Annotated in this window: 12 protein-coding genes; 10 read left to right on the top strand and 2 right to left on the bottom strand. The window is 42.7% G+C overall.

Annotated features, from left to right (window positions below; genetic code table 11):
- Positions 1-12: 12 nt before the first annotated feature.
- Positions 13-702, bottom strand: a complete 690-nt coding sequence (locus WS42_RS08385) for a tetratricopeptide repeat protein (protein WP_013612481.1) — start codon at positions 700-702, stop codon at positions 13-15.
- 222 nt (positions 703-924) lie between these two features.
- On the opposite strand from WS42_RS08385, the gene recF reads away from it, so the two are divergent.
- The 4 genes from recF (at position 925) to WS42_RS08365 (ending at position 4,914) form a co-directional block, all read left to right on the top strand.
- Positions 925-2,019, top strand: coding sequence for a DNA replication/repair protein RecF (gene recF / locus WS42_RS08380; RefSeq protein ID WP_013612480.1), 1,095 nt, complete (start codon positions 925-927; stop codon positions 2,017-2,019).
- 72 nt (positions 2,020-2,091) lie between these two features.
- A complete protein-coding gene (locus WS42_RS08375) occupies positions 2,092-2,382 on the top strand; it encodes a DciA family protein (RefSeq protein WP_013612479.1) in 291 nt (96 codons plus the stop codon).
- Between the two features lie 21 nt (positions 2,383-2,403).
- Entirely contained in the window at positions 2,404-4,212 is a 1,809-nt protein-coding gene (locus tag WS42_RS08370; protein WP_013612478.1) for a bifunctional lysophospholipid acyltransferase family protein/GNAT family N-acetyltransferase, read from the top strand.
- A gap of 45 nt (positions 4,213-4,257) precedes the next feature.
- Positions 4,258-4,914: a LysE family translocator gene (locus tag WS42_RS08365; protein ID WP_013612477.1), complete on the top strand. Its 657-nt coding sequence runs from the start codon at positions 4,258-4,260 to the stop codon at positions 4,912-4,914.
- Position 4,915: 1 nt separating this feature from the next.
- On the opposite strand, the gene hydE is transcribed toward WS42_RS08365, so the two are convergent.
- Complete coding sequence (gene hydE / locus WS42_RS08360) at positions 4,916-5,998, bottom strand: [FeFe] hydrogenase H-cluster radical SAM maturase HydE (protein ID WP_022161104.1); 1,083 nt, start codon at positions 5,996-5,998, stop codon at positions 4,916-4,918.
- Between the two features lie 166 nt (positions 5,999-6,164).
- Here hydE and WS42_RS08355 point away from each other — a divergent pair, with 166 nt between their 5' ends.
- From WS42_RS08355 to WS42_RS08330, 6 genes are all read left to right on the top strand, one after another.
- Positions 6,165-6,725 (top strand): RNA polymerase sigma-70 factor, encoded by a 561-nt coding sequence (locus WS42_RS08355; protein ID WP_046402715.1) that lies wholly within the window; start codon positions 6,165-6,167, stop codon positions 6,723-6,725.
- Between the two features lie 298 nt (positions 6,726-7,023).
- On the top strand, positions 7,024-8,184 hold the full coding sequence (locus WS42_RS08350) for a FecR family protein (protein WP_046450975.1): 1,161 nt from the start codon (positions 7,024-7,026) through the stop codon (positions 8,182-8,184).
- Between the two features lie 94 nt (positions 8,185-8,278).
- Positions 8,279-11,638, top strand: coding sequence for a SusC/RagA family TonB-linked outer membrane protein (locus tag WS42_RS08345; protein ID WP_046450974.1), 3,360 nt, complete (start codon positions 8,279-8,281; stop codon positions 11,636-11,638).
- A gap of 12 nt (positions 11,639-11,650) precedes the next feature.
- Complete coding sequence (locus WS42_RS08340; RefSeq protein ID WP_046402718.1) at positions 11,651-13,009, top strand: RagB/SusD family nutrient uptake outer membrane protein; 1,359 nt, start codon at positions 11,651-11,653, stop codon at positions 13,007-13,009.
- A gap of 16 nt (positions 13,010-13,025) precedes the next feature.
- On the top strand, positions 13,026-13,829 hold the full coding sequence (locus tag WS42_RS08335; RefSeq protein WP_022161108.1) for a DUF4843 domain-containing protein: 804 nt from the start codon (positions 13,026-13,028) through the stop codon (positions 13,827-13,829).
- A gap of 13 nt (positions 13,830-13,842) precedes the next feature.
- Positions 13,843-14,351, top strand: a 509-nt coding sequence (locus WS42_RS08330; protein WP_046450973.1) for a PKD-like family lipoprotein, incomplete at its 3' end; no start/stop codon positions are given.

The following is a 14,351-nucleotide window of genomic DNA, read 5'->3' as shown; positions in this document are numbered from 1 at the left end:
CGGGGCTTTCTGTTATTTTTTCAGTTTCAACTGAGCTCTTTCGATATATTTTTCAATATCCCGGCCTTCAGGCGATGCCGGATATTCCTGTTCGATTTGCTCGTAGACTTTTAAAGCTCCGCTGTAGTCGTTGGATTTCTCTAAGGCTAAGCCGTTTTTCATCAGGAAAGTAGGAGTTGAAAAATCGTTCGTTTTAGAAGCTGCAGCCTTTTTGTAATTTTCAGCAGCTTTCCGGTATTCTCCTAATTGCATATAAGCATCTCCGATATTGGCTTTAGCTAAGTTGGACAATAACAAATCGTCCGAAGAGAATTTTTCCAGATATTGGATGGCATTCTGATATTCGCCCATATATAAATAAGACAATCCGGCATAATATTTTGCCAGATTACCGCTGGGAGTCGAGCTGTATTTGTCTGCTATTTCGATAAACCCCAGCACATTACCGTCTCCGTTCAGGGCCAGATTGAAAGAATCTTTTTCGAAATAGTTTTGCGCTCCGAAAATCTGGTTGGCAGCTTCTTGGGCATGTGGTTCAGCAATGAATCTGTTGTATCCGAAATATCCGGCAATAATCACTACCAGAACAAGGACGACATTCACAATCATTTTTTGATTTTTTTCAATAAATTGTTCACCACTGGTCAGGGCCTCTTCCAAGTGCTCGAAACCATCCTCGCGTTTTTTCTGTTCTTTTGACATATCTGTAATGTTATAAAGGTTACCGTGTTAACACCTACCGGCTATGCCCGGTTTTACATTATTCTTAATAGCCTGCAAAATTAGCTTTTTTAATTGAAAATCGAAATATCCGGCAGTTTTTTTCGGTCGACTTTAAATAAGCCATTGATTTGGGCGTGTTTTAGGTGAAAAAGACTAATTTTGTCCTGAATTATGAATGCCGGATAAGGAATAGCTTGTTAAATGACACTGAAGGAGTTAAATATCATCAACTTTAAAAATATCGCAGAGGCGACCCTGACTTTTACTTCCGGTTTCAATTGTTTCGTCGGAAATAATGGGGTTGGAAAGACCAATGTCCTGGATGCTATTTATCACCTTTCCATGTGTAAAAGTTATTTTAACCTGCCCGATCTGCAGAATATCCGGCACGAAGAACCTTTTTTCGTTGTGCAGGGAAAATACGAACGCGGGGGAGAAGAACTGACGGTTTATTGTGGAGTGAAACGGGGGCAAAAAAAAGTGTTTAAGAAAAATCAGAAAGCTTATGATAAGTTGTCCGAACATATCGGACTGATCCCTTTAGTAATGATCTCACCCGAAGATTTTATCCTGATCGACGGAGGAAGTGAGGAGAGACGCAAGTTGGTGGACGGTATTATCAGCCAGTGCGACCGGGTTTACCTGCATCGGCTGATTCGTTATAATAAAGCACTTACTCAGCGGAATATGCTGTTGAAATCGGCTGCCGGTAAATTTCTCGATCCTGAAATGCTGGAAGTATGGAACGAGCAATTGGCCGAACATGGAGAAGCGATCCGCCAAAAAAGGATCGCATTTCTGAAGGAATTCCGGTCGGTATTTCAGACTTATTACGAACGGTTGTCTCTGGGGCGGGAAGAAGTATGTCTGGAATACAAACCTTCGGTAAAAGAGGGTAATTTCCTGACGGCTTTGAAACAGGCTGCCGACCGCGACCGATTGTTGACTTACACGACTGTCGGTATTCACCGGGATGATCTGGTTCTGAATATCGGTGACTATGCGGTTCGTAAAATCGGTTCGCAGGGACAGAAAAAGACTTTCCTGATTGCCTTGAAATTAGCACAATACCATTGGTTACACCAGATGAGTGAGGTGAAACCGCTCTTGCTCCTCGATGATATTTTCGATAAACTGGATGCCGACCGGGTAGAACAAATCGTGAAAATCGTAGGAGGAGAGATGTTCGGACAGGTCTTTATCACAGACACCAATCGCGGGCATATCGATGATATACTGAGAGCCCAGGCGGTGGATTATAAGTTGTTTACAGTTACCGGAGGGGAGATTTCCTGATTTTCCGGTCGCATTTGAGATTTAATATTATATTTGCAAGTAATTTGAAAAAGGGAATTCGGTGCCTTGTTTATGAAAGAGGGGAAAACAAAACAAATCGATGAGCTGGTCGACCAGGTGCTTCGTAATATGGGCCTTGAACAGAAATTTAAGGAGCATGAGGTTTGTATGATCTGGCCGGAAGTTGTGGGGCAAATGATTGCCTCCCGGACGAAAAGTGTCCGGGTGATGGATGGCAAGCTCTTCGTCTCTTTCACTTCTGCCGTCGTGAGAAATGAAATTATGATGGTCAAAGAAGGACTGATCAGAGCTCTGAACGAAAAAGTCGGAAAAGAAGTGGTCAAAGAAATGATCATAAACTAATGGATTTACGTAGGAAATAATATGAATCTGATAGACTCGAACGATATATTGAAAGCCTCAAAGTTGAATCGGTTTGGGGGGAATCTGGGCGGAAGCCTGGTGGCGAAGCTGGTGATGTATATCATGCGGCTGAATAAAATCAACAAGCTGTATTCCGATGTATATAGCGATAATCCCGAAGCTTTTCTGGACCGATTGATCGAAGCCCTGGGAGTGACGATCGAAGTGAATGAAGAAGATCTTCAGAAAATACCGAAAGAGGGAGCTTTTATCACCATTTCCAATCATCCTTTCGGTGGGCTTGACGGGATTATCCTGATCAAGTTGTTGAGTAAAATCCGTCCCGATTATAAGGTGATGGCTAACTTTCTGCTGAAGAAGATCGTACCCATCAAAGATTATTTTTTAGGCGTGAATCCTTTCGAGGGACTGAAAGATATTTCGAGTGCCGGGGGATTGAAAGAAGCTTTAAGGCACTTATCGGAAGGAGGGGCGTTGGGGCTGTTTCCTGCAGGAGAGGTATCTGCTTACCAGGCCGACTCGAATTCGATTGAAGATAAAGCGTGGAGCCGTTCTGTGTTGAAGTTGATCCGGAAAGCCGATGTGCCGGTGATCCCGATTTATTTTAAAGGTTCCAATAGTATGTTGTTTCAGATACTCGGTATGATTCATCCGATGCTGCGAACGGTGAAATTACCTTCGGAACTCTTGAATAAGAAAAACCGGGTAATTAAATTACGGGTAGGAAATCCGATTTCTGTAGAAACTCAAAATTCTTTCGCCGATCTGATACAATACGGTAAATTTTTGAGGGCAAAGACTTATCTATTGGGATCTTCGCTCGAAGTGAAAAAATTTTTCCTGAAATCCCAGAAGGCGGAAAAACAGGTCGAACCGGTAGCAAAGGAGACTCCCGTGGAAATTTTACAAAAGGAAATTAAAGATATCATGGAAGACTATCTGTTGTTTTCCATGAAAAATTATACGGTTTATTGTGCTCCCACCATGAAAATTCCGAACATCCTGAACGAGATCGGGCGTTTGCGTGAACTGACGTTCCGGGCTGTCGGCGAGGGCACCAACCGGAGTATCGATCTGGATGAATTCGATTTATACTATTATCATCTGTTTATTTGGGACAACGATACCGACCGGATTGTCGGGGCCTATCGGGTGGGAAAAGGGAAGGATATCATCGACCGTTATGGGATAAAAGGATTTTATATCAATACTCTGTTCAAAATCCGCAAGCAGATCATGCCTGTATTGTATGAGTCGATCGAATTAGGACGTTCTTTTATTATCGAAGACTATCAGCGTAAACCGTTGCCCTTATTTATGCTGTGGAAAGGAATTCTTTACTTCCTGATCAAGAATCCGGAATACCGCTATCTGATCGGGCCGGTGACGATAAGCGGGAAATATTCGGAGGTTTCGAAAGAACTGATTATGAAGTTTATCATCAGAAATCATTGGGATGCCGAGTTGGCCCGGTGTATCTCTCCCCGCTGTAAATATCGGGTAGAGACTCATGATCCCGATGTGGATGTAATGGTGGAAGCTTCGGGGGATAATATCGCTACGCTGGATAAGTTGATCGGTGATATAGAGCCTTCGAGCGATAAACTTCCTATTTTATTGAAGAAATATATTTTATTGAACGGGCGTATTGTCGGTTTCAATATAGACCCTAAATTTAATATGTGCCTGGATGGTTTGTTGATTCTGGATTTGTTCGATGTACCTATGAGTACCATTGAATCTTTGTCGAAAGAGATCAATGATGATACGATTTTGAATCGTTTCTCTTCGGATAATCTGGAAGTATAAGTCCGGATTATAGCGTTTATAAGGTGTATTTTAACTTTGAAGAGCATGTATGATGTTGTTTATATTTTCAGAGGAATACTGATCGGACTGATGGTGTCGGTGCCACTCGGTCCGATGGGTGTACTGATTATACAAAAGACATTACAGAAAGGAGCTTTAGCCGGTTTTGTCGCCGGAATGGGAGCGGCCTGTGCAGATCTTTTTTATGCTACGGTGGCGGCTTTCGGATTAGGATTCGTGATCAATGTCATACAGACTCACGAGTTGATCCTACAGATCATCGGGGGAATTTTTCTGATTATCGTAGGATTGAAAATCTATTTCGATAATCCCTTGAAGCAAATCCGGATGAAAAAGCGGGTCACTAAAAAAGGGTTGCTGGGTGATTTTCTGACCCTTTTTTTTCTGACTGTTTCTAATCCGGTGGCTATTGTCGTTTTTATGGCTGTCTTTGCCGGTGCTTCGGTTTTCGGAGATGATCCTTCGTATCGGATCGAATTGTTTGTTTTGTCCGGCGTGGTGATCGGCGGTGGTTTGTGGTGGTATACGCTTTCGACGCTGGTGAACATTTTCCGGAAGAAATTCCGGCTTCGGGTATTGATCACCATCAACCGGGTGTCCGGGGTATTGATCACCGTGTTGGGAGGCTTGGTGATTTTAGCTGCTTTCGAGCCTTTCCGTTCTTTGTTGCCCGCAGCCTGACCTATTTTTTCACTCTGTTCTGAAAGTGTAGGGAATCTCCCCACGTATCCAGTTGTATTTCGCATCCGCTTTGCTTGACGCTTTCCATCAACCGGCGTGTCGATTCCTCGGCTCCTTCATCCATGCCCGGCTTATTTTCATAGAGGCGGTAGTTGCCCCGGTTGCCGAGAGGAGTGATATTAGGCATGATTACGTTGGCACCGATTTCCAGCGCTTTTTCCCGTCCCTCCGGGTCGATTGCCTGTAAAGCTGTCGTCGCAGCGATATTGATATCAGGCATCAACAGCCGGAGACAACTGACCATATGCAGTCCTAACCTTAAACGTTCCTGTTGGGAAGGAAGGGCTTCCCGGTATCGCCATAGGGGAGTATCCCGGTGTTCCAGATAAGGTCCCATGCCCACCATGTCTATATCCATCGATTTCAAAAAGAGCAAATCGTCGGCCAGATCTCCGGTCGTTTGAAAAGGAAGTCCGATCATCACACCTGTACCGGTCTGGTAACCGCAACGCTGAAGGCTGCGGATACATTCCAGCCGGGTGTGAAAATCATGAAGCTGGCCGGCAGGATGAATTTTTCGGTAGAGTGATTCGTTCGAAGTTTCGATCCGGAGCAGATAGCGGTGAGCTCCTGCATCGAACCATCTCCGGTAGGTGTCTTCGGTTTGTTCTCCCAGCGAGAGAGTGATCCCCAAACGCTGGTTACTCAGGTGTTTGATCTCCCTGACGAGCCGTTCGATGCGTAGGATAAAAGCCGGATCATGGCGTTCGCCACCTTGTAACACCACCGAACCATAGTGATTCCGGTAAGCAAAGATAGCTGCTTCGACGATTTCTTCATCGTTCAGCTCGTAGCGCTGGGCCTGGCTGTTCGATTTCCGGATCCCACAATAAAGGCAATCTTTGATGCATACATTCGAAATCTCGATCAGGCCTCGCATGTGAACGCCGTTCCCTATGGTCGCATCCCGAAGCTGTCGGCTATGCCGGAATAATTCTGCTTCCGTTGTATCCCGGCAATCCAACAACGCCACTAAATCTGTTTTGCTAAGTTCCTGTTTTCCCAATATCGTTTTTACCTCCATAGTTGTCTCTTTGACGGTAAAAATACAAAAACAAAAGAGAATCGGTATATTTTGAATTTAATTTATATTTTTAGCCGTTGTTTTGACTCGAAAATTTCGGTGTCGGTAGATTTTTTATCACTTTTGCAAAAATAGAATCGGTGAATAACTCTTTTAAACGGCAGACTTGGGAAGTATAAACGAACATATTATCCGGGATTTTTCGGTAGGACAGGAAAAGGCTTTTCGTATATTATATGAAAAATATGCTCCTGCTTTACGTTATTTTGCTGCGAAATATGTCGAGGAGGGAGAGGTGATCGACGATATCGTACAGGATGTGTTTGTTTGTCTATGGGAGAAAAGAGTTGATTTTAAAACAGAAGAAACGATCAAAGCTTTTTTGTATAAGGCTGTAAAAAATAGTTGTCTGAATACGATCCGGCATCAGGGCGTGAAAGATCGTTATGCCGAAGTGGCTCTCCACGAAGAAGAACTGGAATCTTTTTGGGATCATATCCTGGAAACCGAATTATTCGAATTATTATTAGGAGTTTTCAATGAACTTCCTCCGGCTTGCCGGGAGGTATACCACCTGAGCCTTGAAGGGAAAAAACATGAAGAAATAGCCGAGATCCTTCAGATTACCGTAAATACCGTCAAAAAACATAAGAATAATGCCAACCATTATATGCGTGAGCGCCTGAAACATATTCTTTCCTTACTGGTTCTTTGTCAATTTCCTTAATAAACCACAGGGACGGGGCATGGGGCTATATTTCCGGGTCGATATTGCATGACCAATCTTTCGATTTCTGTCGGGAATCATTGAATTAAAGATTATTCTACACAGGTCTGGGGGCTCTCGACGGGCATGAAGTGAGTCTCGGCAAACTGAAAGTTTTTTAACAAAAACTACTCGTCGGCTTAAATTTCTGCAACCCTTGCAACTTCTATTTTTTAGTTAAAATTAAAAAAAATGACTTTTTATATTACACCAAAGCAGGGATTGCGTGTTATAATAGAAACAACCTGCGATTGAAGTGATGAATATTAAAACACAACGACACCTGAGCCGATTGATATTCCGTTATCTCCGGGATCGATTGAATGAAGAAGAAAGCCGGGAGCTCGAGCGATGGCGTGCTGCATCTGAAGCACATGAACTTCTTTTTCGGCGTTTGTTATCCTCTGCCCATTGGCAACGGAGTATAGGTCGTTTTGTGAAAAATGAATCCGATACCCAATCCGAATGGGAGATCATCCGGCAAAGAACGGTCGGTCGGGACAGAGGCAAGAGAACGATCCGCTGGTATCGTTATGCCGCAGCCATCTTTCTCCCTTTATTGATTGCCAGTGGTTATTTTATAAAATTGAGTCGTACTCCTCAAGAAAAAACGCTTGTTTCAGTACCTTTTATTCCTGGGAAATCCTATGCCGTGCTCGAGTTGGCCGACGGAACGAGTATCGATTTGGGGGAAACAGCTGTCCGGGGACAAATACAGGGGGGACATTGGGAGGTGAGGTCCGATTCTTTGAAATATTGTGAAGAGGGAGTAAAGGGAGGGGAAGAATATCATACCTTAAAAGTGCCCCGGGGAGGAGAGTATACTTTGGTTTTAGCCGATGGCTCGAAGGTGTTTTTGAATGCCGAATCCAGCTTGAAATATCCTGTACTTTTTTCGGGCGATCTGCGCAAAGTGAAATTGGAAGGAGAAGCTTATTTCGAGGTAAAACGAAATCCGGAGAAACCGTTTGTCGTCGATATCGGCGGTATGCAGGTCAACGTGTTGGGCACTACTTTCGGTATCAGGGCTTATGCCGATGAAAGAGAAATTCGTACGACCCTGGTCTCGGGCCGGGTAAATGTGTCGGCCGGGAAACAGGTGTATGAGTTGAAACCTTCGGAGCAAGCTGTGTTCGATAAACAAACAGAGGCCGTGAAAGTGGCTGCTGTGGATACTGAGTTGTTTGTGGGTTGGAAAGACGGACGATTGGTGTTCGATAATTGTTCATTAGAGCGGATTTTGAAAGACTTGGGGCGTTGGTATTCATTCGAGGTGTTTTATGCCACTTCCGCAGCAAAAGAAATACCTTTTTCTTTGAATATCCGGAAGCATGAGAAATTTGCTCAGGTGCTGGAACTAATGCAGAGTACAGGAAAAATACAATTCGAAATAAATAAAAATACAGTGATTGTCAAATAATACAAAGGCAGTGCTGCTAACACTGCCCTGAAATTCATGTTCATTTCTGCTGCTAACAGATAATGAGCGTTTGTTGAACTTTAAATACAAAATTATGAAAAAAAAGTCTTTATACCCTAGTCCGGGGTGTAGAAAAATCATTCATTTTTTAGTGATGAAAGCGAGCTTTATTTTTTTACTGCTATTGACCTTGCAGATAAAAGCAAATGTCTATGCACAACAGTTGCGTTTGGACCTGAATTTACAAAATGTAACCCTCAAAGAAGTGATTCAGGAAATCCGCCGTCATTCTGACTTTAGTTTTGTGTATAGTGATGCCGATTTGGTAGGGATCACTCAACGGAATGTACAAATGAAGGATGCAACGATCGAGGAGGTATTGAAAAACTGTTTACAAGGGACGAAGCTGGTGTACGATATTACGGATAAGACCATTATTATCCGTAAACTCAATGAGGTTACCCAGACGAAACAGGTACAGGTTATTCAGGGACAGGTAACGGATGTCCGGGGTACACCCTTGCCTGGGGTAACCGTACGGATCAAAGGAACTCAGCTCGGAGTCTCTACCGATGTGAACGGTAAATTCCGTTTCGAATTACCCGATACCAAAGAGGTTGTATTGGCTTTTTCTTTTGTCGGGATGAAACCCTTGGAAGTTCGGTATAATGGCCAAAGTGAATTGAAAATAAAATTAGAGGAGGAAGTGGCCGAAATGGATGAAGTTGTGGTAACCGGTATTTTTAAGAAATCTCAGGAGAGTTTTACCGGTTCGGTATCGACAATTACGGAGAAAGAACTGAAATCTTTTCGGGGACGTAATTTATTATCTACGTTGAAAAATATCGATCCGACCTTCAATATTATCGAAAACAATGTCTATGGGGCAGATCCGAACCATTTACCGGAAGTACAGATCCGGGGAACTTCCAGTTTACCGACGGTAGAGGACCTGAAAAATGAAACGAAAGTAGATTTGAATACTCCCTTGATAATCCTGGATGGTTTTGAGATCAGTCTCACCCGGATGCTGGATTTAAACGACGAGGATATTAGTTCTGTGACTTTGTTGAAAGACGGTTCGGCTACCGCGATTTATGGATCCCGGGGAGCTAATGGAGTGATTGTCATCGAGACTAAACAACCCGAGGCTGGAAAATTGAGGTTGTCTTATCGGGGAAGTGTGAATATCGAGGTGCCTGATCTGAGCGATTACGATGTATTGAATGCTGCCGAAAAACTTCAGTTGGAAGAGAATGCCGGTTTGTATAAAGACGAATGGGCCCATATAGAAATGGCGTTGAGGAAAAGGCAGGCCAGAATCAAACAGGAAATAGAACGGGGAGTCGATACCTATTGGTTGTCGAAGCCTTTGCGTACGGGTGTCGGTCACAAGCACAACCTGCGTTTGGAAGGAGGTGGGAATGACGGCTTCCGTTATTCTGCTTCTGTTCAATATAACGATATCCTGGGGGTGATGAAAGGGTCCGACCGGAAAACCTTTAATGGAAATATTAATCTGATGTACCAGCAAGGAAAATTATTGTTCCGCAATAACCTCGAAGTCGGATTGAGTGAATCGAATGAATCACCTTACGGATCTTTCGATCAGTATGTGAAACTCAACCCTTACTGGCGGGAACGCGGAGAAGACGGTAAAGTGTTGAAAGAACTCGAACAAAAAGGAGATTTTTGGACTACAGCCCCTGAAAATCCGCTTTACAATGCTACGCTCGATTTGGTCGATAAAAAAACCTATACGACTATTACCAATAATTTCGATGTAGAATGGAAACCTTGGGAAAGCCTGACTTTACGTTCACGCATCGGATTATCGAAACAGGTGAATGATTATGATAATTTTAAACCTGCCGACCATACCAAATTTAAGGATTATTCGGATGAACAGATTTTCCGTAAAGGAGAATATATCTATTCTTCAGGGAAAAGCTTTAGTTATGATTGGAGTCTGACTTTAAGCTATTCCCGTAACTTTAAAGAAAAACACGAGCTCTATGTCGGTTTGGATTACAATGTTGCTCAGGAAAAATCGCATTCTTATACTTTTCAGGTAGAGGGTTTTCCCCAATCCAATATTAAATTTTTGTCGATGGCTCTTCAGTATCAGAAAGATGGAAAACCTACCGGATCCGAATCGCTCAACCGGCGCATCGGTGTGACGGGGAATGTGAACTACATCTATGACAATCGTTATTTCGCCGACGTGGCTTATCGTATGGACGGGGCCTCCCAGTTCGGTAGTTCGAAACGTTTCGCTCCCTTTTATTCTTTCGGTATCGGTTGGAACATCCATAAAGAAAAGTTTATGGAAAATGTATTGTGGCTGGATCGTCTGAAATTACGCGGCTCTTATGCAGTGACCGGATCGGTGAATTTCGATGCTTATCAGGCCCTTGCTACTTATGAATATTATACCGACGATCGGTACCGGTATTGGTTTGGAAGCCACCTGCAAGGTCTGGCCAATGAGGACTTGGAATGGCAGAAGACCGACAAATGGAACTTCGGATTGGAAGTCGGAGCATTCCATAACCGCTTGAAAGTGACAGCCGATGTATATACAAATCAGACTAATAATTTGTTGTCTGAAATGTACCTTCCCTTGACGAATGGTTTCCCTAGTTATACGGATAATGTCGGTAAAGTGAAGAATAAGGGAGTTGAAGTTGCTTTGTCAGGATATCCCATCCGGAATACGGAAAAGAATATCATTTGGTCGGTATCTGCCAGTTTTATTCATGAAAAGAACGAGATAGTCAAAATCTCCGAGGCATTGAAAGTGGCCAACGAGGAATTGGAATTACAAGGCGGATCTAACCCGAATTTCATGTATCGGGAAGGAGAGGCTTTGCGGACCATCTATGTCGTTCCTTCTCTGGGGATCGATCCCAGCACCGGACAGGAATTGTTTATCGATCGCTTTGGCAATGTCACATTCAATTGGGATGCCCGTGATAAAGTGGCTTGTGGAGTAACTGATCCTAAATTCAGAGGGAACATCAATACCATGTTTACTTTCCGCGATTTGAGTGTGAACCTGTCTTTCGGTTATCGCTTGGGGGGATCTCAATATAATTCAACTTTGGTGAATCGGGTAGAAAATGCGGATACCAGATACAATGTAGACCGGAGGGTGTATAAAGACCGTTGGGTAAATCCGGGGGATCATGCTTTCTTTAAAGATATCAAGAATACGCAGGAAACCCAGATGTCATCCCGTTTCGTGCAAAAAGAGAATACCCTCGAATGTCAGAGCATACAGATAAAATATGATTTCTTACAGCCTTGGGTGAAAAAACACCTGGGAACCCAATATTTGTCTCTCTCTTTTAATACGGATAATTTATTCCGCGTATCGAGCATCAAGCAGGAAAGAGGTATCGCCTATCCTTTTTCCCGGAGATTTACTTTCTCTCTTTCAGCAACCTTTTAAAATTTCAGCAACATGAAAAAGACGATTTATTATATAATGATAGGCTGCCTCCTGTTAGGGACCGGATGTAGCGATTGGTTGAGCGTCAATCCGAAAGATAAAGTTGAGCAAAAAGAGATGTTTTCGGATGAAAATGGCTTTAAGAATGCTTTGATCGGTAATTATATTATGTTGAAAGACGGTAAACTGTATGGGAAAACGTTGACCATGGAGTTTTGTGAGAATCTGGCTCAGCATTGGAAGACAGATCCGCAGGCAATCGATGGGTATACCGCCGCTTATGATTATAAAAATGCCGAAGTCGAAAGATTGATCGAAGATATCTACGGGAAATTTTACAATACGATCGTCAATATCAATAATCTGCTCGGTTATGTGGATAATGGGATTTTGACTTCGGATATGCATGATCTGATCAAGGGAGAGGCATTGGCGATGAGGGCTTTCTGCCATCTGGATATTTTGCGGCTGTTCGGCCCGATACCGGGTGAACAGACAAAAGACAGGATCCTGTCTTATGTACGTACGGTATCTAAAAATTATCACGAGGTAAATACCTGGGAAGAGTATGTGGGCTATCTGGAAAAGGATTTGAATGATGCCGAAGCTCTGTTGAAAGAAGTGGAAGAAAAAGGGATGGGTGATGAATTTTTCAATTATCGGCAAAACCGCTTGAATTATTGGGCGGTGTTGGCATTGAAAGCCCGGTTTTATCTGTGGATTCAGGATAAAAAACAAGCAGCGGAGTATGCCGGCCGGGTTATTGCTAACAAAGATTTCAGATTGAATCAGGGGACAGATTTTGCTGCAAAAGACAATATTGCTTCCCCGGAGCATCTTTTTTCTTTACATGTCTATAATCTGAACGATATTGTTTCTAATTATTTTTTAAACGCCGGTGGAGTAGAACAGGATCAAGACAAGGTGAAAACCGATATTTTCGAATCGGATGTTACCGATTACCGGGTGACTTATTTATGGAATGAGATTACTGAAAAGTCGGGAACCCGTTATATTCTGGAGAAATATAAACAAGAAGGGATGCCTGATGCCGGTTTACAGGAAGTTCCTTTGATTCGTTTGTATGAAATGTATCTGATTGCGATCGAATGTTCCGATCTGGAAACAGAGTATAAACCTTTAGTTGATGAGTTGGTTGCAGCCCGGAACATCTCTGTCGTAAATGTTTCTACTGTCGATCTGAAAAACGCTTTTGTGGCCAAAGAATATCAGAAAGAATTTTATGGAGAAGGACAGCAGTTTTTCCAAGCCAAACGCAGGGGCGATAAAACAATCCTTTGGACTGACACAGAAGGAAGCAAAGCGGTTTATGTATTGCCTTTGCCGAAAAGTGAAATTAAGTTTGAATAATTAAAAATTTGAACGTATGAAATTGAAATATTTAGTTGGAATAGGGATGGCTTGTTCGATGATTTGTAGTTGTTCGGAAGAATATATGTCCTTCGAAGGAACAGACCGGATACAATTTAAGACAAAAACCGAAGAAGTATATACTTTTGCTTATTATCCCGAAAGCATACAAAAAGATACCCTGCAAATCGAGCTGATCTCAGTCGGGGAAGTGACGGATTATCCCCGTGTCATCAGGTTCGAACAAGTGACCAAAGAATGGAAATATACGTACGATGAGGAAGAACCCGAAAAGGTGGTTGATTCCACTTATGTGGATATGGAATTTCCGGCAGTAGCGGGCGTACATTACGAATCTTTAGGCGAAAAAAACGAGTTGATTCTGCCGGCGAATCAGAATGTGTTGAAGTTGAATGTGATTATAAAACGGGAAGATACCGGTTTGCGGAAAAATGCCCGGAAATTGGTATTGCGGTTATTACCGTCTGATGACTTCCAGACCGGAGAAGTGAACAAACTGGTGAAAAACATCACAATCTCGGATAAATTGGAACGTCCTACCCGTTGGAAAGACAATAGCTACTACTATAAACTTTATTTGGGGAATTGGTCGGAGGTAAAACATCGTTTTATGATCGATATTACCGGACAAAAGTGGGATAATGATTTTTTGGTTTATATTATAGATAATTATGATACGTATTCGCTGAGAGATTATTATCTGGCTAAAATAAAAAAGGCATTAGCCGAATACAATGCAGATCCGAAAAACGATCCTCCTTTGAAAGATGAGAATGGTAAAGAAGTTGTTTTCCCTTAATAATGAATGAACTATGAGAACGATATATCTATTTTTATTGGCATTCTTGCCTGTACTGTGCTGGTCATGCTATGACGATAAAGGCAATTATGATTATCACGAACTGAATCGGACCGAAGTAACCGGAATAAAACCCGTTTACCGGTGTGATTTGTTGAGCCGTTTATCTATTCCTACTGTAATCCAGTCGGAAGATAAAGGGCGGACTTATGATTATGTATGGATGACTTATCAGACAACCGGGGATAAGAAAATCGATACCCTTTCGCAGGAAAAAGATTTAGATTGGATTGTTTCTGCCGATCCGGGAATTTACCGGCTTGTTTTTGAATATCGCGATAAACAGAACGGTATCGCGAATTATATCGAGTCAGAATTAATAATAGAATCGAAATATTTCAGGGGATGGTATGTGATGAAGCAAAATGGGGAGACCACCGATATCGATTTCTTTTCTCCGGATTTTCAGAATACCGGGCTGATACAGAAAAGTCGTGGAGAGGCACTGACAGGCCGGCCCCG

The sequence above is a fragment of the Odoribacter sp. N54.MGS-14 genome (genome assembly GCF_000980295.1).
In the GTDB taxonomy this organism is placed as follows: Bacteria; Bacteroidota; Bacteroidia; order Bacteroidales; family Marinifilaceae; genus Odoribacter; species Odoribacter splanchnicus.
The sequence above is the reverse complement of the archived record's forward strand: the minus strand, read 5'-3'. Positions and strand labels throughout refer to the sequence as shown.

Bases quoted from the DNA above. Each gene is read 5' to 3' on its own strand.
- WS42_RS08370 (WP_013612478.1), top strand. From the start codon at position 2,404: ATGAATCTGATAGACTCGAACGATATATTGAAAGCCTCAAAGTTGAAT.
- WS42_RS08340 (WP_046402718.1), top strand. From the start codon at position 11,651: ATGAAAAAGACGATTTATTATATAATGATAGGCTGCCTCCTGTTAGGG.
- WS42_RS08335 (WP_022161108.1), top strand. From the start codon at position 13,026: ATGAAATTGAAATATTTAGTTGGAATAGGGATGGCTTGTTCGATGATT.
- WS42_RS08375 (WP_013612479.1), top strand. From the start codon at position 2,092: ATGAAAGAGGGGAAAACAAAACAAATCGATGAGCTGGTCGACCAGGTG.
- WS42_RS08350 (WP_046450975.1), top strand. From the start codon at position 7,024: ATGAATATTAAAACACAACGACACCTGAGCCGATTGATATTCCGTTAT.
- WS42_RS08365 (WP_013612477.1), top strand. From the start codon at position 4,258: ATGTATGATGTTGTTTATATTTTCAGAGGAATACTGATCGGACTGATG.
- recF (WP_013612480.1), top strand. From the start codon at position 925: ATGACACTGAAGGAGTTAAATATCATCAACTTTAAAAATATCGCAGAG.
- hydE (WP_022161104.1), bottom strand. From the start codon at position 5,998: ATGGAGGTAAAAACGATATTGGGAAAACAGGAACTTAGCAAAACAGAT.
- WS42_RS08385 (WP_013612481.1), bottom strand. From the start codon at position 702: ATGTCAAAAGAACAGAAAAAACGCGAGGATGGTTTCGAGCACTTGGAA.
- WS42_RS08345 (WP_046450974.1), top strand. From the start codon at position 8,279: ATGAAAAAAAAGTCTTTATACCCTAGTCCGGGGTGTAGAAAAATCATT.